Origin of the sequence: Polaromonas sp., assembly GCF_012927485.1 — a bacterium.
In the GTDB taxonomy this organism is placed as follows: Bacteria; Pseudomonadota; Gammaproteobacteria; order Burkholderiales; family Burkholderiaceae_C; genus Polaromonas.
Genome location: NZ_JABBPC010000028.1, coordinates 1 through 20,469 on the forward strand (window position 1 = coordinate 1; position 20,469 = coordinate 20,469).

The 20,469-nt window shown below is 58.1% G+C and carries 24 protein-coding genes; 12 read left to right on the forward strand and 12 right to left on the reverse strand.

The window, feature by feature from the left end; all coding sequences use genetic code 11:
• The 4 genes from HHJ16_RS10290 to HHJ16_RS10305 form a co-directional block, all read left to right on the forward strand.
• Positions 1–497: DUF2345 domain-containing protein (locus HHJ16_RS10290; protein WP_293642614.1), on the forward strand; the 497-nt coding region annotated here is incomplete at its 5' end.
• Positions 490–1,872, forward strand: coding sequence for an N-acetylmuramidase domain-containing protein (locus tag HHJ16_RS10295; RefSeq protein WP_293642615.1), 1,383 nt, complete (start codon positions 490–492; stop codon positions 1,870–1,872). The genes HHJ16_RS10290 and HHJ16_RS10295, both read left to right, overlap by 8 nt.
• Positions 1,844–2,590: a hypothetical protein gene (locus HHJ16_RS10300; protein ID WP_293642617.1), complete on the forward strand. Its 747-nt coding sequence runs from the start codon at positions 1,844–1,846 to the stop codon at positions 2,588–2,590. The genes HHJ16_RS10295 and HHJ16_RS10300 overlap by 29 nt, the downstream gene beginning before the upstream one ends.
• Positions 2,590–2,880, forward strand: a complete 291-nt coding sequence (locus HHJ16_RS10305) for a hypothetical protein (protein ID WP_293642618.1) — start codon at positions 2,590–2,592, stop codon at positions 2,878–2,880. The genes HHJ16_RS10300 and HHJ16_RS10305 overlap by 1 nt, the downstream gene beginning before the upstream one ends.
• Here the strand turns inward: HHJ16_RS10305 and gspF are convergent, their stop codons facing one another.
• The 11 genes from gspF to gspG form a co-directional block, all read right to left on the reverse strand.
• Positions 2,881–4,110 (reverse strand): type II secretion system inner membrane protein GspF, encoded by a 1,230-nt coding sequence (gspF, locus tag HHJ16_RS10310; RefSeq protein ID WP_293642619.1) that lies wholly within the window; start codon positions 4,108–4,110, stop codon positions 2,881–2,883.
• Positions 4,111–4,135: 25 nt separating this feature from the next.
• The gene (locus tag HHJ16_RS10315; RefSeq protein WP_293642620.1) at positions 4,136–5,545 is read right to left on the reverse strand and encodes an ATPase, T2SS/T4P/T4SS family; all 1,410 of its coding nucleotides are present in this window, start codon (positions 5,543–5,545) and stop codon (positions 4,136–4,138) included.
• 2 nt (positions 5,546–5,547) lie between these two features.
• On the reverse strand, positions 5,548–7,632 hold the full coding sequence (gspD, locus tag HHJ16_RS10320) for a type II secretion system secretin GspD (RefSeq protein ID WP_293642621.1): 2,085 nt from the start codon (positions 7,630–7,632) through the stop codon (positions 5,548–5,550).
• A 6-nt stretch (positions 7,633–7,638) separates the two neighbouring features.
• Positions 7,639–8,433 carry a type II secretion system protein N gene (gene gspN / locus HHJ16_RS10325; RefSeq protein ID WP_293642622.1) on the reverse strand — a complete coding sequence of 265 codons (795 nt, stop codon included), beginning with the start codon at positions 8,431–8,433 and terminating at the stop codon, positions 7,639–7,641.
• A gap of 4 nt (positions 8,434–8,437) precedes the next feature.
• The gene (gene gspM / locus HHJ16_RS10330) at positions 8,438–8,947 is read right to left on the reverse strand and encodes a type II secretion system protein GspM (protein WP_293642623.1); all 510 of its coding nucleotides are present in this window, start codon (positions 8,945–8,947) and stop codon (positions 8,438–8,440) included.
• Positions 8,944–10,191, reverse strand: coding sequence for a type II secretion system protein GspL (gspL, locus tag HHJ16_RS10335; protein ID WP_293642625.1), 1,248 nt, complete (start codon positions 10,189–10,191; stop codon positions 8,944–8,946). Before gspL ends, gspM begins: the two co-directional genes overlap by 4 nt.
• Positions 10,192–10,207: 16 nt before the next feature.
• On the reverse strand, positions 10,208–11,170 hold the full coding sequence (gene gspK / locus HHJ16_RS10340; protein ID WP_293642627.1) for a type II secretion system minor pseudopilin GspK: 963 nt from the start codon (positions 11,168–11,170) through the stop codon (positions 10,208–10,210).
• A complete protein-coding gene (locus tag HHJ16_RS10345; protein ID WP_293642629.1) occupies positions 11,167–11,841 on the reverse strand; it encodes a prepilin-type N-terminal cleavage/methylation domain-containing protein in 675 nt (224 codons plus the stop codon). The genes gspK and HHJ16_RS10345 overlap by 4 nt, the downstream gene beginning before the upstream one ends.
• Positions 11,841–12,203, reverse strand: coding sequence for a type II secretion system minor pseudopilin GspI (gene gspI / locus HHJ16_RS10350; RefSeq protein ID WP_293642775.1), 363 nt, complete (start codon positions 12,201–12,203; stop codon positions 11,841–11,843). The genes HHJ16_RS10345 and gspI overlap by 1 nt, the downstream gene beginning before the upstream one ends.
• 152 nt (positions 12,204–12,355) lie before the next feature.
• A complete protein-coding gene (locus HHJ16_RS10355; protein WP_293642631.1) occupies positions 12,356–12,841 on the reverse strand; it encodes a prepilin-type N-terminal cleavage/methylation domain-containing protein in 486 nt (161 codons plus the stop codon).
• A 60-nt stretch (positions 12,842–12,901) separates the two neighbouring features.
• Positions 12,902–13,363: a type II secretion system major pseudopilin GspG gene (gene gspG, locus HHJ16_RS10360; RefSeq protein WP_293642633.1), complete on the reverse strand. Its 462-nt coding sequence runs from the start codon at positions 13,361–13,363 to the stop codon at positions 12,902–12,904.
• Positions 13,364–13,387: 24 nt separating this feature from the next.
• On the opposite strand from gspG, the gene HHJ16_RS10365 reads away from it, so the two are divergent.
• From HHJ16_RS10365 to HHJ16_RS10400, 8 genes are all read left to right on the forward strand, one after another.
• Positions 13,388–13,843, forward strand: a complete 456-nt coding sequence (locus HHJ16_RS10365) for a type II secretion system protein N (protein WP_293642634.1) — start codon at positions 13,388–13,390, stop codon at positions 13,841–13,843.
• A gap of 240 nt (positions 13,844–14,083) precedes the next feature.
• Positions 14,084–15,817 (forward strand): type IV-A pilus assembly ATPase PilB, encoded by a 1,734-nt coding sequence (gene pilB / locus HHJ16_RS10370; RefSeq protein ID WP_293642635.1) that lies wholly within the window; start codon positions 14,084–14,086, stop codon positions 15,815–15,817.
• Positions 15,818–15,902: 85 nt separating this feature from the next.
• Positions 15,903–17,120, forward strand: coding sequence for a type II secretion system F family protein (locus tag HHJ16_RS10375; protein ID WP_293642636.1), 1,218 nt, complete (start codon positions 15,903–15,905; stop codon positions 17,118–17,120).
• A gap of 5 nt (positions 17,121–17,125) precedes the next feature.
• Positions 17,126–17,971, forward strand: coding sequence for an A24 family peptidase (locus HHJ16_RS10380; RefSeq protein ID WP_293642776.1), 846 nt, complete (start codon positions 17,126–17,128; stop codon positions 17,969–17,971).
• A gap of 4 nt (positions 17,972–17,975) precedes the next feature.
• The gene (gene coaE / locus HHJ16_RS10385; RefSeq protein WP_293642637.1) at positions 17,976–18,587 is read left to right on the forward strand and encodes a dephospho-CoA kinase; all 612 of its coding nucleotides are present in this window, start codon (positions 17,976–17,978) and stop codon (positions 18,585–18,587) included.
• A 43-nt stretch (positions 18,588–18,630) separates the two neighbouring features.
• The gene (zapD, locus tag HHJ16_RS10390; protein WP_293642639.1) at positions 18,631–19,386 is read left to right on the forward strand and encodes a cell division protein ZapD; all 756 of its coding nucleotides are present in this window, start codon (positions 18,631–18,633) and stop codon (positions 19,384–19,386) included.
• Positions 19,387–19,431: 45 nt separating this feature from the next.
• Positions 19,432–19,638 carry a DNA gyrase inhibitor YacG gene (locus HHJ16_RS10395; RefSeq protein ID WP_293642640.1) on the forward strand — a complete coding sequence of 69 codons (207 nt, stop codon included), beginning with the start codon at positions 19,432–19,434 and terminating at the stop codon, positions 19,636–19,638.
• Between the two features lie 67 nt (positions 19,639–19,705).
• Positions 19,706–19,975 carry a hypothetical protein gene (locus HHJ16_RS10400; RefSeq protein ID WP_293642641.1) on the forward strand — a complete coding sequence of 90 codons (270 nt, stop codon included), beginning with the start codon at positions 19,706–19,708 and terminating at the stop codon, positions 19,973–19,975.
• Between the two features lie 41 nt (positions 19,976–20,016).
• Here HHJ16_RS10400 and grxD read toward each other — a convergent pair whose 3' ends face one another.
• Entirely contained in the window at positions 20,017–20,337 is a 321-nt protein-coding gene (gene grxD / locus HHJ16_RS10405) for a Grx4 family monothiol glutaredoxin (RefSeq protein WP_293642642.1), read from the reverse strand.
• Positions 20,338–20,469: the final 132 nt, after the last annotated feature.

Sequence of the window (20,469 nt, forward strand, 5' to 3'; positions counted from 1 at the left end):
TCAGCGACGCCATCCGCATTAATGCCAGGACACAGATCGTGCTCAAGGCCGGCCAGACCAGCATCACGCTGGACGGCGCCGACATCACCTTCGCCTGTCCGGGCACCTTCTCGGTCAAGGGCAGTGGGCATAGCTTTGGAGATGGGGCGAGTGGGGCGGCAAGTTTGCCGGCATTGCCGAGCGGGCTAGTCATTCGGTCCTTGCCCGTAACACCGCTAGAGACGGTTTACAGCCAAGCGCTCGACTTCACCGAAGTGCCGTCAGAATGGTTGCCCTTCACGCTGGGCCAGTCAACGGTCGTTCGTGCTGGCGCTGAGCAGATTGCAACGCTTGATCGCTCGTCAAGCGACGGGTATTCGTCTGGAGCCGTCACCAAGCAACCGGTTGATGTGAATTACTGGATTTCCACAGATACCTCGTGGCGTATTGAAGAGGTCATAGAACAAACGCTCGACACCGCAAGCGTCGATAGTATTCCGGAGGATCAAGATGAGTAACACTGATACCAGCCTATCTGATCCATATCGCGTCAAGCACGGCGACACTTTGTCCGCCATCGCCGAGCTCAGTGGTCATAGCGTAGCCGAACTACGGCGGTTTAATCACTTGGAAAATCCCAATCAGTTAGCGGTCGGACAAACGCTTTTTCTCTCCGATGCATCCGCTTTTGGGGTCAGCGTGCTGTTTTTGGACGCCTTGCGCCAACCCATTGTGAACTTGCCCTATCAACTGCGATTTGATGGCAAGGTCGTTAAGCAGACGACCGGCAGTGCCGGCCTTGCCCCGCGACAACTCACCCACAACGCTCAATCAGTGTTTGAAGTGTGGATACAGAATGCCGAGCAAGAATGGCAGCGACTCACCAGTACCGTGTCCGGGTGCGGACACAAGATGATCACGCTCGTTAGCGGCTCAATTGTTATCAAAGGGCAAACCCAAGCACACCCACACGGCGCCCCCATTGCACTCGTAGGGGTAGGGAATAGGCCGCCATTAGCGACAAATTCGTCAGCCTTTCAGCCGCCTCTTCCCAAGCCTGCCGCTGGGGCTGCATCCAAGAATAATAAGGCCGTTAAAACCAGAAAGGCCAAGGCACCGCAAGGCCAATCCGTCATTCAAATTGGGGTGGAGATTCCCAGGGCATTGCTGAAGTATTTTGCGAATTACAAGGGTGGTGACATTACTGAAGCAGATTGGAATCTTGCCGCCAACGGGATTGATTGCGATGCTGCTGTTCTCAAGGCCATTGCCAAGGTCGAAAGTGGCAAGCGCTCGTCCTTCTGGCGACTTAACAAAATAGATGGCGCGCAAATTCCAGCCATCATGTTTGAGCGGCATTATTTCAGCCAGTTGACGGGGCGCAAGTTTGACGCACAGCATCCGGATATCTCCTGGCCCACGGGTTATCAACAGCAAGGAAAGCTTGGAAGCGATAACAAAGAAATGCATGATCGCAAAGTGGTGGTCAGCGATATTTACAGCGACTTTGCCAGCTCGTACCTGCGGTTGATCAATGCCTATCAGCTCGATGCCGATGCGGCGTTGAAATCCTGCTCTTGGGGCAAGTTCCAGATCATGGGTGCGAATTATGCGACTTGTGGCGCAGCCGATTTGAATAGATTCGTGGCCACCATGTGCGCTTCAGAGCTTGGACAGATCAAATTATTAGCCGGCTTTATTCAGAGAAAACCCCGGCCCTGGAAAGATCGCCGTAACCATGCGCTGGGCAAAGAGGTATCGCTTTGGGATGCCGTTAAAACCAAGAACTGGCAAGCCATTGCGTTTAACTACAACGGGCCTGGCTACAAAAAATATCATTACGACACTCAAATTCAACACGCCTATGAACAATACAGCCAACCTAAAGCGTAAGCTTAAATCTAGCTTTGCCGCCACCTTGGTGGTAATGATCTGCCTGTGGCAAATGGCGGCTCATGCCACCGTTCGCCTGTCCAACGATTGGCATCCTCAAACGGGTGTAACCGATATTGAACTTGAACTTGAATTACTAGAGACCGAAGGGATGATCGTCACCAACAAGCTTAATGCTGTTGTCAGCCCGCCTTTCGGTGAACCCATCTTCGAACCTGCATTTCGCTTGTATATCGATGAGGTCACCTACTACATTGAGGGTGCGATGTTCATGTCAAAGAGCAGGCCGGATGAGGTGTGCACCGCACTGGGTGGACATGACTACAAATGCAAAGAGGGGCAGAACTATACCCACAAAAGCCATCTGCTCTTTTTTAATGGCAGCTTTAACCCTGTCGGCACCTACCAGTTCAAAATCAACGAGCCCTATGAGTACTTTGTCAACGCCATGCCTGCGATGGGGGTCTACAACAAGGTGCGCAACGAGTTGCTGGTGACGGTGCGGTACTTTCCGATCAATCAGAAAGCGGCCAGCAAGGTCAGCGAGATCGGTTCAGGCTGGAGGCGCATGACGATACTGTTTCGTGTCAAAGCCGTTGACGGAAAAATTGAAGTCGAGCAGGATGACACTTGCTTGAGAAATCCCAACCGCATTGAAACTATTCCAGATGCCAAAAAGGCCTTGAAAGCCTGCGCGGTAGTACGGCGCGGTAAGTGATGACGGTTTATCAATTGCCAGTTTTGAAATGGTGCCTGCAAGCCATATTTATGGTTTTCGGTATGAGTTGCACGGCCGCTCTTTCAACGGAATGGCATAACGTTCCACCATTGCCTGCAGAAGTTAAACCATCCATTGAGCGTGGCTCCGTTCCCATTGCGTTGGAGTCGGGCGATTTCAACGGTGATGGGCAGACCGATGACATTCCGGACGTGAAGGCCGGAGGTCCGACTCCTCTCATCCCGACCAGCCGTTTTCTTTTGTGGCAAGCCTTGGCAGCAACTCTGTAGTTATCTTGCGAGTTGATTCAGCTGGATGATCGGTAGCAGCACCGCCAGTACGATCAACATCACGACGACGCCCATCGCCACAATAAGGAGCGGCTCCAGTAAGGTGGCCAGTTGCAGGGCACGGCGCTGCACCTCGGTGCTAAGCTGACGCGCGGCGCGATCGAGCATTGGAGGCAGCTGACCGGTTTGTTCGCCCAAACGCGCAAACATACCCAGAAGTCCGGGAAAACGTTTTTTTTGTGCCAGCGCCACAGCCAGCGGCGCACCCTCGCGCACCATTACCAGTGCGTCCAGCGCATCGGTACGCATGGCCCGGTTGGACAAGGTTTCTGCGGCCGCCTGCAGCGCTTTGAGAATGGGTACACCCGCAGCGGCCAACATGGCGAGTGTGCCGGCAAAGCGCGCGGCGTTGTAGCCCCGCGCGAGTTTCCCCAGCAGGGGTAAATTCAGCCACGCGGCATCAAATCTTTCGCGAAATGAGGCACTAGCCCAAGCAATGCGTGCGGCGAGAGCCACTGAAATAATAACCAAAAGCATCAGCCAGCCCTGGGTCCGCACAAAGCTGCCAATCCCCAGCATGATCACAGTCAGCAATGGCAGCGCTCGTTTGCTTCCCGCAAATACCTGGGCCACCTGTGGGACGACATACCCGAGCAAAAACATCACGATGGCAATGGCCACCAGCGTCACGATGGCGGGGTAAAGTGCGGCACCGACTAATTGGGCTTTGAGTTCCTGGCGCTGTTCCAGGTCGTCAGCCAGCCGCTCCAGCACCAGACCCAGATTGCCGCTGTGTTCGCCCGCACCCACCACGGCGCAGTAGATGGTTGAGAATTCACGCGGATGTTGCGACAGCGCTGTGCCAAAGGTCGCCCCGCCGTTGACCTCTGCCCGCAGCGCTGCGACCAGGTTGCGCTGGGGTTCGTTGTCTGCTTCGTCGGACAAGGCCGTAAGCGCTCGCTCCAGTGGCAGACCCGCAGACACCAGCCCGGCGATCTGGCGCGTCCAGATGGCGAGTGCCGTGCTGTTGAATACGCGTCGGCTCCACAAAGGTAGACCCCCGCTAGACCCCTGCGAGTTGGGCACGCCTGTGCCCAAAGGTGCCACGACCAGGGGCACCAGCGCCTGCGCCCGGAGCAAGCCACGCGCGGCCCGCGCGGTGTCAGCCTCGATGATTCCCTTGCGGGTCACCCCGTCGGCGGTCAGCGCTTCAAATGAATAGGCAGGCATAGGTTATGTCAACGGGGCCGTTGCGTCAGTCCCGGGTTACCCGCACCAGCTCTTCACGTGATGTGATGCCGTTTTGCACCAAACGCTCACCGTCATCCCGCATCAGCGTCATGCCGTTTTGCAGCGCGGCGGTGCGAAGGTCGGCTTCGGACGCCTGGTGATGAATTTGCGCACGGATAGCGTCGTTGGTGGCCAGGAGCTCAAATACCCCCGTGCGGCCCTGGTAGCCCGTTTGTCCGCACACCTGGCAGCCCGCACCGTTGCAACGCGTGCAGAGCTTGCGCACCAGCCTTTGGGCCAGCACGCCGAGCAGCGACGAGCTTAGTAAAAATGGTTCGATGCCCATGTCGGTCAGGCGGGTGACTGCGCTCGCTGCATCGTTGGTGTGCAAAGTAGCCAGTACCAAGTGGCCAGTCAGTGAGGCCTGAATGGCGATTTGTGCCGTCTCGAAGTCCCGGATCTCGCCGATCATGATCACGTCGGGATCCTGACGCAAGATCGCGCGCAGGGCTTTTGCAAAGGTCAAGTCAATTTTGGGATTGACCTGGGTCTGGCCCACGCCCGCCAGCTCGTATTCAATCGGGTCCTCTACTGTCATGATGTTTTGGCGGCGGGTGTCTAGTCGCTCCAGCGAGGCATACAGCGTTGTGCTTTTGCCCGACCCGGTGGGTCCAGTCACCAAAATGATGCCGTGCGGCTGCGCGACTAAATGCTCGAAACGGGCCAGCACTTCACCCTGCATGCCCACAGCCTCCAGGTTGAGCCGGTCGCCGCTCTTGTCCAGCAGACGCAGCACGGCGCGTTCGCCGTGAGCACTGGGCAAAGTGCTGACCCTCACATCCACCGCGCGTGTGCCGATGCGTAAGGAGATGCGCCCATCTTGCGGTAGCCGTTTCTCGGCAATGTCGAGTTCAGCCATGATTTTCAGGCGCGAGATCAGGGCGGCGTGAAGTGCGCGGTTAGGCTGCACCACGTCGCGCAGCGAACCGTCTACCCTAAAGCGTACGCTGGAGTGGCGCTCGTAAGGCTCAATGTGGATGTCGCTGGCCCCGTCTCGTGCCGCCTGGGTGAGCAAAGCGTTCAGCATACGGATGATCGGGGCATCGTCGGAAGTTTCGAGTAAATCCTCGATGGCCGGCAGTGCCTGCATCATGCGCGAGAGGTCGACGTCGCTCTCCACTTCACTGATCACGGTAGCGGCGCTCGATTCACTCTGGGCGTACGCCGCGCTGATGCGCTGCTGAAGCAGTTCAGGCGCCTCGATTTTCACTTGCTGCACCTCGAATTTCCGCATGACCTCGCTCACTCCGCCGACGGTCCCGGCCGCATCCAGGCTGTGCAGCCACAAGGTAAGTTCGCCACCATAGTCTTCCACCAGCAGCTGCTGGCTCCGTGCAAACGCGTAAGGCAGGGGATACTGCGCGGGCTGGTGCATGGTTAATTTTCGGAAGCAGGCAACACCGGGCCTTCGTTGATCGGCACCAAACTGCTAGGCACCGGCTGGGCTCGCTGCTGAGTGGTGCGCATAAGGTCGTAACGGTCTAGCGACAAGGCGTTGGTGGCGGCCCCGTCACGTACCACCACCGGTCGCAGAAACACCATCAGGTTGGTCTTCTTGCGACTGCGGCTCTCGGACTTGAACAAGTTGCCCAGCCAAGGCACATCGCCCAGTCCTGGTACTTTCTCCTGATTGCCCGCGTAATCGTCTTGGAGCAATCCCCCGAGCACCACCACCGCGCCGTCTTCTACCAGTACATTGGATTCGATCGAGCGCTTGTTGGTGATCAGTCCGCTGGCTGCGCCGACAGACGTCTGGTCGACGCTGGAGACTTCTTGGAAGATGGACATTTTGACCGTGCCGTTTTCGCTGATTTGGGGCTTGACCCGTAAAGTCAGACCCACGTCCTTGCGCTCAATCGTCTGAAAGGGGTTGACGCTGCCGTTGTTCGATCCGCCACCCGTGTTGGTGAACTGCCCTGTCACGAACGGAACGTTCTGACCAATCACGATCTTCGCCTCTTCGTTGTCCAGCGTGAGCAGGTTGGGAGTGGAAAGGACGTTGCCAGCGCCAGACGTCTCCAGAAAATTGGCCAGAAAACCCAGGAAATACACCCCGTTATTGCGCTGCACCGCGCCGATGTTGACCCCTTTTCCGGGCACCACGCTGCCAGTGCCTGCCTGCGTGGCCAACTGCAGGATATTCTTGCCTCCGGTGCCAAAGTTGGTGCCGAGTAGCCCGATGAGGGAGTCGCCAGAGCGTCCAATGGGCCCCTGCCATTGAATACCGAACTCAGCCGCCTTCTGCGTGTTGACTTCGACAATCAGGCTTTCTACATAGACTTGGGCACGCCTGGCGTCGAGCTTTTCGATGACGGCGCGCAGTTGCCGGTACTGTGGCTCGGACGCTGTAATGATGAGGGAGTTCGTCATCGGGTCGGCTTGAATCCCCCCCCCCGTAGAGGGTGATGGGCTCGGGGTCACCGGCAACGCGGCGCTATTAGGCGCGCTGGAAAGGTTGACGGGGATCGGCCCTTGACCCTGCCCTGACGACGGGCCTGGGGAACTGGATGCCGGCGTGCCGGCCATGGCGGCTCGCAAGACGGTGGCGAGCTTGGTCGCGTCGGCGTTTTTCAGGTACACCACATAGATATTCCCAGCGTCTCCGTTAGGACCATTCAGCAACGGTTGGTCCAGGCTGCGCGCCAGCGATTTCACCAGCGCCATTCGTCCCGCGTTGGCCGCGCGCACGATCAACGAGTTGCTTCTGGGCTCGGCGATGACGGTCGTCTTGTAGCTGGCTTCTGTAGTTGCCGTCGCGCCGCTAGGGGGGCTGTCGAGCAGTCGCATAACCATCGGGGCCATGTCTGTGACTGACACGTTCCGGACCGGAATTACTTCCACATCGGTCGCGTTGGCCACGTCCAGCGCGGCAATAATGCGTCCAAGGCGATTGAGGTTGTCGGCGTAATCGGTGATCACCAGCGTGTTATTGCCAGGGTTGACGTTGATCGTGTTGTTAGGGCTGATCAGCGGACGCAGGATCGGCAACAGATTGTTGGCGTTTTCAAAGTTGAGTTTGAAGATCGTGGTCGCGATCTGTCCGCCGGCCGCTGCCTGACCAGTAAAGACCGGGCCGCTTTGCAGCTTGGCATCAGCTTCTGGGACGATTTTGTCCAATCCGGCTGCGTTCACGGCGGTGAAGCCCTGCAGACGCAGCGTGGCCAGAAATTGGCTGTAAGCGACAGCGGGGGTTACCGGGCGTTCGGTCGTGAGTGTGATCGTGCCTTTAACGCGCGGATCGACAACCACGTTCCGCCCGGTGAGGGTGGCCATGGTGCGCGCCACGGCCTCGATATCGGCGTTGACAAAGTTCAGGGTGACGGGCTCGCCGCGTTTCGCTGCACTGGTGACAGTCTGAGCTTGTAAATTTGAATAGAAAAGACTGGTCGCGCAAGCCAGTAGAGTGTAGGAAGCTATTGAAATAATAGCTGCCTGTCGGTGTTTGGAGATCGGATGTTTCATACGGCTTCAACCCACTTTAATGATGGCGCGTGCGCCGTTGCGTCGTCCAATGATATTCAGAAGATTCGAAAGGGCATCCACTCGCTCGGGTGCCGCACTGGCAACCCCTTCAAACCGCAAGCGCTGCCCGACCCATCGGCCCTCGCCAGTGAGCTGCAGGCTGCCTTCAAGGGTATCGAGTCGAAGGGTCGGCGTGGCGCCTCCCCGCAGTGTAAGTCGGTAACTGCCCATCGGCTGCAGGGTCGAAAGGCGGGAGGAAATCTGTGTGGCATCCAGCTGCACACGGCCCGACAAATTTAATCGCCCTTCAATCCATTCCGCGTAAAAGTCCTCCGTGGAGGCCACGAGTTGTCCTTCCGGCTGCACGGTGTTCCAAGGCGTACCCAACCCGACCAGCAGGCTCGCGGGCCACTGGGACTGGCCGTTTGATAGCGTCAGCCGCATGCCGCCCCAGCCAGCCGGCGTGGCTCGGAGTTGCAGCGCCTGCTGGGTGCAGCAGTCGGCGGTGACATGCGCCACCACGCCGTTCCATGCCGTTGCTAAACGCCAGACGACCTTACCGGGTAAGGCCATAGCGGCGCGACTGCCCTCACCGCCGGAGAGCACCAGCTGCGCCGAGCCCTGCCAGACGCTGCCTCGGGGATCGAGTAGCTGTACCCGCTCGCCGCTCGCCTGGTATAGCGCTGCTGCCAGCCAGCGTGCGGGGGCAAACGCCACAGTGGCCACCACAAGCCCGGCCAGCGCACCGGCCCAGGCCCAGGCCCAAGGGGCAGTGGCGAGGAGTGACGGGGTGCGCTTCATGGTCTTAGCGCGTGGGCAGGCTCATTACCAACGTACCGTTCCACGCGGCACCCTCCACGCTAGCGGCGCGCACTAGCCGGGCTTCCGTGGGGACTGCCCGGGCATTCAATCGGGCCTGCACCAGCCATTGCGCCAAGGCGTCGGCAGACGCGCCTTGCAAGGTTACGGTGGCACGCTCCCCGGCCATGCTCAGCTGGGCGGTGGTGCCGAGCGTCTGTTTCGTGGCGATGGTCAGCGCGCGCATCGCATCGTCGTAGCTGAGCACGGGCTGCTTTTGCAAGCCTCTAGCCTGCAATTGCAACGTTTGCAGGTGCTGGAACTGCGCGTCGAGCGCTGTTGCCTGCGCATCGGCCGTGCGCAGCGTAGCCAGTGCCGGCGCCACACCGAGCTGCCACAGGAGGGTAGCCAGCACCAGCGCGGCCGCCAGTCCAAGCAGATTTCTTTCGCGGACCGCGAGCTGAGACCAGCGCGCCTGCAACGGCTGCAACGACTGAAATGCGTTGGTCAGACTCATGGGTGGATCTCCTGTTTCAAGAGAAGGCTGTCGCCCTCAAAACGGGCGCTATACCCTTCGGTCCGCAGTTTGGCAGAAACATTGGCCATCCCAACCGTCGTCGGATTTAGTCCTTTGAGGCGAAGTTCTCCGGCTACGAAGTCAATCGCCGACGGGGTTTTCCCCGTGGGCGCTGCCGCTTGAAATCTTACCAACATGGTTTCCATGTCGGAAGACGATGCAGTGCCACTGAGTCGTTGCAAGTCGGCCAGCGAACGGGCCATTTGCAACGGGGCGTCCACGACTACGCGCACCTCGGGGAAGGTTTCCGTAAGGATGTCTCGAATGGCTGCGCGTTTGCCCGCCAGCGCGGATTGTTCTTTCCAGGCCCAGGCTTGCAGGCCTACCAGATTGACAACTACCAACCCCAGGGCGGCCCAGCGCGCCGCGCGCCAACGCGGCGCTCGCAGAAGGGTAGCAGTGAGCGCGGACAGCCGTTTGCGGGTGCGCGCACGACGGGTGTAAAGCAGATCGAACTGGGCCAGGTCCCAAGCCGACTGTGCCGACTCCACCGCGCGCTGCGGGCGCGTCCGTAAAGTGATGGACCGTGCGAAATATTGTTCGGCCAGGTCGGCTACGCCTGGTTCGGCTACTAGCTCAACCAGAGACTCTTCACTGTCTGGCCAGGCGACGAGTGCCGCGGTGGCAGCCGACAGGGGCAGTAACGTGACGCCGTCCAGCCCCGCCATGACCAGTTGGGCGTTTTCAGGGGTACCCGTTATGTGCAGCGAAGCGGCGCCCAGGGAGGCTTCAGCCAGTGGGGCTATCTCAGGCACGATGCGTGCGACCGGCCGCCCCGCCTGTTCCAGCGCAGCGAGCCAGGCGTGCAACCAAGCCCGGTCACACGCGGCCACCCATACCGGGCCACCTGCCTTGGCTTGCGGCTCGATCGCGAAATGCAGGTGCGAGGGTTCGTCCAGCAGGCGGTCTTCCAGCAAGCCGTCGAGCACAGCCCGCAACCGTGGCGCGTTGCCTTCTTGGAAGAAACCTCTGTCGAGCGTGCCACGAGGCAATTCCAACCGGTGCCAGGATAGCCGGCGAGCTGGCACCACGGCCACGATTTCCACGCCGGAAGGGACGGGCAATAAAGCCAGCGGCGCCTCAACGTGGCGCAGAACAGTACGCCCGTCCTCGGTCAGTACCCCTTCGCAGGGCGTGGCTGCTGTGGGAAGCGCCAGGGGAAGGGTGACGATTAGAGTGGCCATGGGTGGATTTTGGTCGTCATTGTAGAGGGCTGTCCTGGGGCGCCGGGCTACCATGATCGCGCCACAGGGTTTTCACATCCAGCCCGTCACGCTGTAGCACCGAGTGCTCCTCTACCACGCCCTGGTCCTGCCTAAGCCGCCCGCGCACTTCAAAAAAATGCGAGTTCACGCTGTGCTGTGTTTCATTCAGTCGATCTGCGGCACCGCCCACCACTTTGGCTGCATCCGCCAAGGTGCGAAAGTGATTGGCCTGGCGGGTGCTCACCAATCGCTGGGCCTGCGCCATGTCCAGCAGGGGAATGCTGGCAGAAAGGACTGTGGCGCTGGCAGTATTGAGGTTCACCGGGGTGCGTACGGGTAGTAGCGTGATATGGGGGCGGAGCAGCTCCAGGCTGCGTTGCGACAGACCGAGCCAAACCAGTTGGTCCACCCGCTGCGGTAAGAGAGGTGCCAGTGGGACGGAGCCCTTGTCAACGCTGGTGTCCAGCGCAAGACGCAAATTCTCAGCCATCGCGGTGAGTTCGCCGGGTGGCAGGCCCAGTAGCTCAAACAGCCTGCCAAAAGCGCGCAGGGCGGGTTCGGATACCTTGCCACTGTCGACCAGGTTAAACACGTTCAGCCGCGCCTGCAAATCGCTGATCTGACCCGATAAAAAAGCCTGTGGCATGGCGTCTGCGTTGTCCGAAGTGCTGCTTTTGTCCGCGGCAAGAAAGGTGGACAGCCTAGCTTCCGCGAGTGGTATGGCCCAAGGTTCGCCCAAATAATTGGCCCCGCCCGAGCGACCCCCCTCGCGCAGAATCAGGCGCGCCCAATCCAGTGCCCCGGTGAGCACCCAGAGCGCCTGCACGCGCGACCGTTCGGCCGCTTCCACTTCCAGGCTTCGCCACTGTTGCCAAAGCGCCGCCGACGCCAGACTGGCTACCAGCGCCACGGTCAGCATCGCGGTTAAAAGCGCCGCGCCAGCCTGCTTGATTTTCAAGATTTTGCCACCCCGAAAGCAGGCCGCGCCCAGTCGCGCGTGAGGGTGCCGCTGATGGCCTCGCCGGGCGGCAGTGTCAGCACCAGTCGCACTCCATCGGGCAGCATCAGATCCGCTGCAGCGGGTTTGCTTCCGTTCGGTGAAGGTGCGCCATCACTGGACAGCGGGTTGGTCCACGCGTCGCGGCGAAAATAGAAAATTTGCCACTGTTCGAGCGCCGTGATTCGAACTTCGTATTTTTTGTCATCCTCGCCCGGGTTTTGTGCCCATTGGGCGGCCTTGGCCCAAGCCGCCTGCAGGTCACCACGGGTTTGCACCGGCAATGACTGCCAGCGCAGCCATTGGCCAGTGCCGTCTACGTTGCGACGTGCCCACGCCACTACCAGGAGTCCGCTGTCTGGGGCTGTGGTGCTGCGGCGGGTGATGCGCAAACCCCGTCCGTCCCAGTCCAGCGCGGGTGTTTGAGGTAACTGCACCAATGCGTCCAGGTCTGCGGCCCATTGCGCCAGCCCGGCCTGGAGCGTCAGTACTCCGTCGGCGCGTTGCTGCAATTGCGCCTGGGCTCGCGTCATGCCATCCAGGCCGCGCCAGCTTAAAACCGCCATCAGCGCCATCACGCCGATAGCCACAAGCAGCTCAATCAGTGTGAAACCGCGGGCGCGAGCCTTCATCAGAATCTCCCGACTATCGTGGACAGCCCAAGAATCCGCACATTGTTATCCAGTACCAGGGCTTCAACGCGCAAAAAATTAGGGTTGGGCGTCGGCTGCACCGACAGGCTCACGCCAAAGCTGCGGCCTGCTTGCTCGCAGGACGTGGTGTTGTCCCCGACTGCAGGCATCTGCCGCGACAAGCGGATATTGATCAGCGCGTTTTCTGCGCACATCTGCGCTAAGAGAAGGTCAGATTGACGCTCGGCATTGCGGGTCAGCGCGGCCGTTGCCCGCACTCCTGCGGCAAGCGCCACCGCGACGATCCCCAGTGCCACCAGCACTTCTACCAAGGTGAAGCCCCGCGTCCGTAAGGACCGCAAGCGGGTCGCCTTGTAAAGTGATCGAGGCTTTGAAGGCCTCAGCGCGCGTAGCGCTTCGCTTGCGTCGGCAGTCGAATTTTGCTGAAGCGGGTCAGCAAGTCCAGACGCCATACCCTGGCTTATTGATATTTTTTGGGCCGGTCGGGCGGTGCTCATGGCGCCTCAATCGTGGTTGGGTTGACTAGCACGGAGAAGGGCCTGACACCGTCGGTGGCCACGGTCAGACTGTGCCCGGGTTCAGCGGTTGACACAAGCCGGATTTGCTGCGGCGCGATGATGGGCTCCGGGCCCAGTAACACGGGCGTGGGGCTGGTTACCTGCACGTCGTTGCCCAGCCAGTTCGACGGCAGCGTGACATTTACCAGCCCATCAAATGAAAACCCCGTTGCCGTGACCCGCCAGCGCACCGGGTTTGCGCTCATTCGCGATTGCGCGCGTCCTGACTCCAGCAATGCCGCCAGCCGCTGTGCTTCGCGCTCCAGTTGAGTGGACGATGAGTCGCGCATCGCGAGCCCGACACCGGCTGTTGCCAACGCCATGATGGCCACGACAATCAGTAGCTCCAGCAACGTAAAGCCACCCGCGCGCAGCGGCTTGGGCAGCACCGACCCGCCGACCCAGCGAAAAACCGGCTTCATAGGTGCGGTCCATCAGGAAGAAGCACAGCCCACGCAGTGGCAAGCATGGAGACTATTCCATCAGTCCCAACTGCCGATATCCGCATTTTTCCCCTCACCACCCGGCAGCCCGTCCGCACCGAACGACAGGACATCGATTTCGCCCTTGACGCCTGGGTTCAGGTATTGATAGGGACGGCCCCAGGGATCATTGGGCAGTTTGTCCAGATAGGGTTTCCAGTTGGAGGGAATCGGACCGCTGGTTGGTTTGGCAATCAGGGATTGCAAACCCTGCCCAGCCGTGGGATAGCGCTGGTTGTCGAGCTTGTAAAGCTTCAGCGCCTGCATCAGGTTGTTCACGTCGGTTTTGGCTGCGGTGACGCGCGCATCGTCGGCACGCTCCAAAACGTTTGGCACGATCAACGCAGCCAGCACGCCAATGATTACGAGCACCACCATCAGCTCGATCAGGGTGAAACCGGCTGCTAGGCGGCGCCGGAGTGGGCGCAGGTCGGGCATGGGGAAAGAAGGTCGTATATTCATGGTCGCATCAATGATAATCCAGCCATGCAGACAAACGCCTACAGCCTATGGTCGATTAGGGTCGTGACATTTTTCATGTCCGCACTCATGGCCGTCAGCGTCGTGTACTGGGGATTGAAAGGGGGGGGCGCCACGACACATCCCGCTGCCCTGCCAGTGGCTTTGGTTGGCGCGCCGCCAGTCGACCCTCAAGCGGTGGCCCGTGCTTTGGGGGGCGGCTTGGCATCGGCGACTTTGGCGCGAGGCGATGCACCGGCTGCTGCAAGCCGCTACGTATTGGCCGGGGTAGTGGCAGATCGCTCCCGCGGCGGCGCCGCCCTGATTTCTGTAGATGGCAAAGCGGCCAAGCCGGTTCGCGTCGGAACCCGTGTGGACGGAGGGCTGTTTCTGCAGTCGGTGGCAGGTCGCCGCGCGGTGCTGGCGGTCAGCTTGGACGCACCCGCGGAGGTCACCCTGGATTTGCCGCCGCCCACCAAGTAATTTGCGTACACAAGCTAATGGACAGATAGCTTGGGAGATCATCCGCTTAGGAACTAGCGCCCTGAAATATCGGACAGGTTGAGTAGTGTGCCACCCCAATTTTTCCATATTGCGATAATTTTTGTTTTAATGTGGAATTTTTCGCGCCACTCCAAAGCTGGGCGCCAAGGTGTAAGCATTTTGATTTACACCTTGTAATCTATAAGCGATGATGCTTGTCTGATTAAAACCTAGGGAACCATGGCTGCTACCTACACTGCTATCAATCAACCGCCTTCCATGGCTCTGCCCGGCTTGGGCCGCGCATTGGTAGTCGCCGGTAAGTTGGGCCAACAGGCTGCTGAGGACATTTTTCGGAAAGCGCAAATCGGGCGGACCAGTTTTATCGCTGAGCTGACCGGCTCCGGTGCCGTGTCCGCGTTTGATCTGGCGCACACCATGTCCACCGCCTTTGCCGCGCCGCTGCTGGACCTGGATGCTATCGACGCTCAACGTCTGCCAAAAGGTCTGCTGGACAACAAAATTTGCCTAACTTATCGTATTGTTGTCCTCAGCAAGCGTGGCAACCGCTTGATTGTCGCGACGGCAGATCCGTCAGATCAGGAAGCGGCGGAAAAAATCAAGTTTTATACCCAGATGGGCGTGGACTGGGTGATTGCCGAATACGACAAGTTGTCCAAATTGGTGGAAGTGACCACCGCCACGGCCGCCGAGGCCATGGAAAGTATTATTGGCGACGACTTCGAATTCGATGAGGCGGTAGATACGGCGGCAGCGGAAGACAGCAATGCCGGTGTTTCGGAAGTAGAAGACGCACCGGTCGTCAAATTTCTGCAAAAAATGTTGATTGACGCCTTCAACATGCGGGCATCAGATCTGCACTTTGAGCCGTTCGAGCATAGCTACCGTGTTCGTTTTCGTATTGATGGCGAATTGCGGGAAATCGCATCGCCGCCGGTGGCCATCAAGGAAAAGCTGGCAGCTCGCATCAAAGTGATCTCCAAGTTGGACATCTCTGAAAAACGGGTGCCGCAAGACGGTAAGATGAAACTCAAGATCGGTCCTGATCGCGTGATTGATTTTCGCGTCAGCACCTTGCCTACGATGTTTGGCGAAAAAATTGTCATTCGTATTCTGGATCCGAGCAGTGCCAAATTGGGCATTGAGGCATTGGGTTACGAGGCAGTTGAAAAAGAACGTTTGCTGGCGGCTATTCAGCGGCCTTATGGAATGGTGTTGGTGACCGGACCCACGGGCTCGGGAAAAACGGTATCGCTGTATACCTGCCTGAATATCTTGAATAAGCCGGGCGTTAATATCGCCACCGCAGAAGACCCCGCGGAAATTACTTTGCCGGGCGTCAATCAGGTCAGCATGAATGAGAAGGCGGGAATGACTTTTTCCGTCGCACTCAGGGCGTTTCTGCGTCAGGATCCGGACATCATCATGGTCGGCGAGATTCGCGACATTGAAACGGCAGACATTGCAATCAAGGCCGCACAAACGGGCCACTTGGTGTTGTCCACGCTGCACACCAACGATGCGCCGTCGACGCTGACCCGCATGCGGAATATGGGTATCGCGCCTTTCAATATCGCGTCCAGCGTGATTTTGATTACCGCCCAGCGACTGGCTCGGCGGCTCTGCCCCGTGTGCAAAACGCCTGCCGATATTCCGCGCGAGACGCTGCTGGAAGCAGGGTTCAAAGAAGAAGACGTGGACGGATCCTGGACACCTTACCGTCCGGTGGGTTGCTCCATGTGTACCAATGGCTATAAAGGCCGCGTCGGCATTTACCAGGTAATGCCGATTTCCGAAGAGATTCAAAGAATTGTTCTTCGCGACGGCAGTGCCTTGGAGATCGCCGCACAAGCAGAATCCGAAGGCGTTAGAAACTTGCGTCAATCCGGTTTGTATAAAGTTAAACTCGGAATGACCTCGCTGGAAGAGGTTTTGGGCTGCACCAATGTTTAACTCGACAGGTTTGGAAGTTGGGACTTTGAAGTGTGACCTTAGCGCTGAGCTGATCTGAAGACGATCCATATAACGAGAAGGCATCATGGCAATTGCAGCATCCAAAGGCGTCAAGGAATTTGTTTTCGAGTGGGAAGGTAAAGACAGAGGAGGCAAACAGGTTCGCGGCGAGATTCGAGCCGCGGGCGAGAATCAGGTCAAGGCTTCCTTGCGTCGACAGGGGGTGTCGTCCACCAAGATAAAAAAGCGCCGCATGCGCTCTGGCAGGTCGATCAAACCAAGAGACATCGCCATCTTTACCCGACAGTTGGCCACCATGATGAAGGCTGGCGTGCCGCTACTGCAATCATTTGACATCGTGGGTCGCGGCAATCCCAATGCCAGTGTGACCAAACTGCTCAATGACGTGCGGACCGACGTCGAAACGGGGACGTCGTTGAGTGCCGCATTTCGAAAATATCCGCTGTATTTCAATGCCTTGTACTGTAATCTGGTAGAGGCTGGCGAGGCTGCCGGTATTTTGGAATCCCTGCTGGATCGCCTCGCGGTTTACATGGAAAAGACCGAAGCGATCAAATCAAAAATCAAGTCGGCCCTGATGTACCCCATTTCGGTGGTGGTAGTGGCCTTTGTGGTGGTCGCAGTAATCATGATTTTTGTGATACCTGCATTTAAAGAAGTGTTCTCTTCTTTTGGGGCAGATTTGCCGGCGCCGACTCTGGTCGTAATTGCGATCAGCGAGTTTTTTGTGGCTTATTGGTGGTTGATTTTTGGGGGTATTGGCGGTGGTTTCTATTTTTTCATGCAGGCGTGGCGACGCAGTGAAAAAATGCAAAAGGTGATGGACCGGCTTTTGCTCAAGATGCCTGTCTTTGGTGCATTGATTGAAAAGTCAGTGATTGCGCGCTGGACGCGTACCCTGTCCACCATGTTCGCCGCGGGCGTGCCGCTGGTTGAAGCCTTGGACTCTGTGGGCGGCGCATCTGGCAACTCACTGTACGCCGACGCTACGGTCAAAATCCAGCAGGAGGTGTCGACAGGTACCAGCCTGACCGCTGCAATGAGCAATGCCAATTTATTTCCCTCCATGGTGCTGCAGATGTGCGCTATTGGTGAGGAGTCCGGTTCGGTGGACCACATGCTGGGCAAGGCCGCGGATTTTTATGAAGCGGAAGTCGATGAAATGGTTGCAGGTCTGTCCAGTTTGATGGAGCCCATCATCATTGTGTTTCTGGGCACGATTATTGGCGGTATCGTGGTTTCCATGTACCTACCCATCTTCAAGTTGGGGCAAGTCGTTTGAGGGGGATAGGTCAGGCGGCGGAATTCTATGCGCTGCTGGCCGGCATTTTGGGCTTGCTGATCGGGAGCTTTCTCAACGTTGTTGTTTACCGCTTGCCGAAGATGATGGAGCGGCAGTGGGCCGAAGAATGTGCCGAGCTGGCTGGGAAAACGCTGGAGCCGATCAAGGTATTCAATCTTTTGGGGCCGCGTTCGCGTTGCTCCGCCTGTGGTCACGTCCTCCACTGGTATGAAAACATTCCCGTTTTTAGCTACCTTTTTTTGCGAGGTAAATGCTCGGCGTGCGGGATAGCTTATGGCGTGCGCTATCCCGTTGTGGAAGCGGTGACTGGTGGCCTGTTTTTCTTCTGCGTTTGGCGCTGGGGCTGGTCGCCTATCGCGCTGGCGTGGTGCGGATTTTCTGCGGCGCTGCTAGTGCTGGCCTTGATTGATTGGGACACGACGTTGTTGCCGGACGACATTACCTTGCCTCTGCTATGGGCTGGATTGATCGTTGCTGCGTTGCAATGGAACCCGGGTGTGAACTTGTATACCGCCCTTTGGGGTACGGTTGGGGGCTATCTTTCCTTGTGGGGGGTGTACTGGGCGTTCAAGTTGGTGACTGGCAAAGAAGGCATGGGCTATGGGGACTTCAAACTTTTCGGCGCATTGGGTGCATGGTTTGGCTGGACCGCATTAGTCCCGATGATTTTGATGGCCTCTGTGATCGGTGCGTTGATCGGTATCGCGATGAAGTTCTCCAGTGGCTTGCGCGAGGGTGGTTACGTGCCGTTTGGTCCGTTCCTGGCGGCGGCAGGATTTACCGCCCTGTTTTTTGGGCCCCAATCCATTTTGCAATTTATCGGCTTGTGATCTTATGGGCCGAGCAATTCGACGTCTTGGACTGACGGGCGGCATAGGCAGCGGCAAAAGCACAGTGGCCCGCATGCTGGTTGCTACTGGCGCAACTTTGGTGGATGCTGACGTTATTTCCCGGCAGATCACGGCGCCGGGTGGTGCGGCGGTGTCTGCAATCGCCAGCCAGTTCGGCGATCATGTCATCATGGCCGATGGCGTGATCGACCGTGACAAGCTGCGGCAGCTGGTCTTCAATGATCCCGCTGCCAAACGCCAACTGGAGGCCATCGTTCACCCGTTGGTAAGTCTGGAAATCGCGCGGCAATCTCAACAGGCGGTGAAAACGGGCAGTAACTGCATCGTCTTTGATATTCCTTTGCTGGTGGAATCCAGGCGCTGGCGGCAGCAGGTGGACCGGGTGCTGGTAGTCGACTGCTGCGAAGCCACCCAGGTCGCCCGGGTCATGGCGCGCAATGGCTTGGCGCTGGACGTAGTCGAAAAAATAATGGCGGCACAATCCAGCCGGGAGCAAAGGCTGGCGGCCGCCGATATGTGCATTTATAACGACGGTTTATCCCTTCAGGCCCTCGACCTGATGGTGCGCCAGCTGGCCGCCCGCTTCGGGCTATGATGCGCCAACAACCCTCTTCAATGAAGCTGACGAAAATAGCACTGTGATCCTTTACGAGTACCCCTTCAACGAACGCATACGCACTTATTTGCGACTCGAACACCTGTTCCACCGACTGGGCGAACTGGTTGAGCGGGAGAGTCCAACCGATCATCACTACGCTATCACGACTATTTTTGAGATCATGGACGTCGGCGCTCGGGCGGACTTAAAAACCGATGTGCTCAAGGACCTCGAGAAGCAGAAACATGTCCTGAATGGCTACCGCGGCAACCCGGCCATTTCCGAGGCCGTTCTGGGCGAAGTCACCAGCCAGCTGGAAGGGTGTTTTGCTGCGGTGAACAATTTTCCGGGCAAGGTGGGGCAGTCATTGACTGAAAACGACTGGCTGATGAGCATTCGCAGCCGTGTCGGCATTCCGGGAGGGACTTGCGAGTTTGATTTACCAGCCTACTATGCTTGGCAGCACCTGCGTCCCATCACCCGCCAGCAAGACCTGCAACGCTGGATCGCGCCGCTGGTTCCGCTGGCTGACTCCATCAGGCTGCTCTTGAGGCTCCTACGTGATTCCGGTGCCCCCCAGAAAGTGATGGTGCCCTCCGGGCAATACCAGCAGGCGCTTCCTCAAGGACGTACCTTCCAGTTGCTGCGTTTGCGCATCGACCCGGCATTGGGTCTGATTCCCGAAATCAGTGGCAACCGCCTGATGGTCTCGGTGCGCCTGATGCGTCTCGAAAGCGATGACCGGCTGCACGCGAGCACTGATGATTCGACTTTCGAATTGACGCTCTGCTCCTGACCCGAATGTTTGTTCTGTGGAGCGCTGCTTGAAGTCATGTCCGAGATGAATAAACCCCCCTCGTCTGTCAAGCTGGTGGTGTGCCCCAATTGCGGCGGTGAAAGTGTGTACGGGCCCAGTAATCCATTTCGCCCTTTTTGCAGCGAACGCTGCAAACGCATCGATTTTGGGACTTGGGCAAGCGAAGGTTTCCGTTTGCCGGCAGAAACACCCACCGATGACGACACCGGCCTCGATCCCAAATTGCAATAACGTTTCAGATCACTGTTAGGCGAAGAAGCAAGCGGTGTGCAATTGCATTCAGCGGAGACAGATAAAAATGACAAAGTTCTCATTCAAGCCCGCGTCGGTGTTGCTGTTGGTTGTCGCGGTCCTGGCGGGAAGTACTTACGCGCAGTCAATTAGTGCTGCAGACACGCCAGTAAAAACAAAGATGAAGAAGGGTGGCAAAACGACGCCCAATCGCCATGGCACCAAGATCAAATTCATGCCCGGTTCCGAAGAAACGCCGCAACAACGGAGCCTGCGCCTTAAAAGAGAATGCAAGGGCCGCGTGAATGCAGGTACCTGCGAAGGCTACACGCGTTAATTAAGCCAGTTGAAAAAATGCCTGGGCGGGGCGCTGAAGCTTCAGGCTGCGGGTGTGCCCAACACTTGCTGAAGTTCACCACTCTCATACATTTCCATCATGATGTCGGAGCCGCCAACAAATTCCCCTTTGACATACAGCTGGGGAATAGTCGGCCAGTTGCTGTACTCCTTGATGCCGTTACGGACTTCTTCGTCTTCCAGCACGTTCACAGTGGCAGGCTTGTTCACTCCACAGGCCTTCAGGACCTGAATCGCACGACCTGAAAAACCGCACATCGGGAATTGAGCCGTGCCCTTCATAAACAGGACAACGTCGCTGGATTTGACGATTTGGTCAATGCGTTGTTGGGTATCGCTCATGGTGAAATCCTTTAGAGGTGTGGCCTTGGGAGGCCATAGAAAAACAGGCTTTTCGGCCGGGCTGAGTAACTATCTGGAAGGGCGTTCCAGAATTCAATAAGCCCATTATCCTGCCGTTCGGCGACGGACGTT

Coding starts and splice junctions, on each gene's coding strand:
- HHJ16_RS10295 (WP_293642615.1), top strand. CDS start 490: ATGAGTAACACTGATACCAGCCTATCTGATCCATATCGCGTCAAGCAC.
- HHJ16_RS10300 (WP_293642617.1), top strand. CDS start 1,844: ATGAACAATACAGCCAACCTAAAGCGTAAGCTTAAATCTAGCTTTGCC.
- HHJ16_RS10305 (WP_293642618.1), top strand. CDS start 2,590: ATGACGGTTTATCAATTGCCAGTTTTGAAATGGTGCCTGCAAGCCATA.
- gspF (WP_293642619.1), bottom strand. CDS start 4,110: ATGCCTGCCTATTCATTTGAAGCGCTGACCGCCGACGGGGTGACCCGC.
- HHJ16_RS10315 (WP_293642620.1), bottom strand. CDS start 5,545: ATGCACCAGCCCGCGCAGTATCCCCTGCCTTACGCGTTTGCACGGAGC.
- gspD (WP_293642621.1), bottom strand. CDS start 7,632: ATGAAACATCCGATCTCCAAACACCGACAGGCAGCTATTATTTCAATA.
- gspN (WP_293642622.1), bottom strand. CDS start 8,433: ATGAAGCGCACCCCGTCACTCCTCGCCACTGCCCCTTGGGCCTGGGCC.
- gspM (WP_293642623.1), bottom strand. CDS start 8,947: ATGAGTCTGACCAACGCATTTCAGTCGTTGCAGCCGTTGCAGGCGCGC.
- gspL (WP_293642625.1), bottom strand. CDS start 10,191: ATGGCCACTCTAATCGTCACCCTTCCCCTGGCGCTTCCCACAGCAGCC.
- HHJ16_RS10345 (WP_293642629.1), bottom strand. CDS start 11,841: ATGAAGGCTCGCGCCCGCGGTTTCACACTGATTGAGCTGCTTGTGGCT.
- HHJ16_RS10355 (WP_293642631.1), bottom strand. CDS start 12,841: ATGAAGCCGGTTTTTCGCTGGGTCGGCGGGTCGGTGCTGCCCAAGCCG.
- gspG (WP_293642633.1), bottom strand. CDS start 13,363: ATGAATATACGACCTTCTTTCCCCATGCCCGACCTGCGCCCACTCCGG.
- HHJ16_RS10365 (WP_293642634.1), top strand. CDS start 13,388: ATGCAGACAAACGCCTACAGCCTATGGTCGATTAGGGTCGTGACATTT.
- pilB (WP_293642635.1), top strand. CDS start 14,084: ATGGCTGCTACCTACACTGCTATCAATCAACCGCCTTCCATGGCTCTG.
- HHJ16_RS10375 (WP_293642636.1), top strand. CDS start 15,903: ATGGCAATTGCAGCATCCAAAGGCGTCAAGGAATTTGTTTTCGAGTGG.
- coaE (WP_293642637.1), top strand. CDS start 17,976: ATGGGCCGAGCAATTCGACGTCTTGGACTGACGGGCGGCATAGGCAGC.
- HHJ16_RS10395 (WP_293642640.1), top strand. CDS start 19,432: ATGAATAAACCCCCCTCGTCTGTCAAGCTGGTGGTGTGCCCCAATTGC.
- HHJ16_RS10400 (WP_293642641.1), top strand. CDS start 19,706: ATGACAAAGTTCTCATTCAAGCCCGCGTCGGTGTTGCTGTTGGTTGTC.
- grxD (WP_293642642.1), bottom strand. CDS start 20,337: ATGAGCGATACCCAACAACGCATTGACCAAATCGTCAAATCCAGCGAC.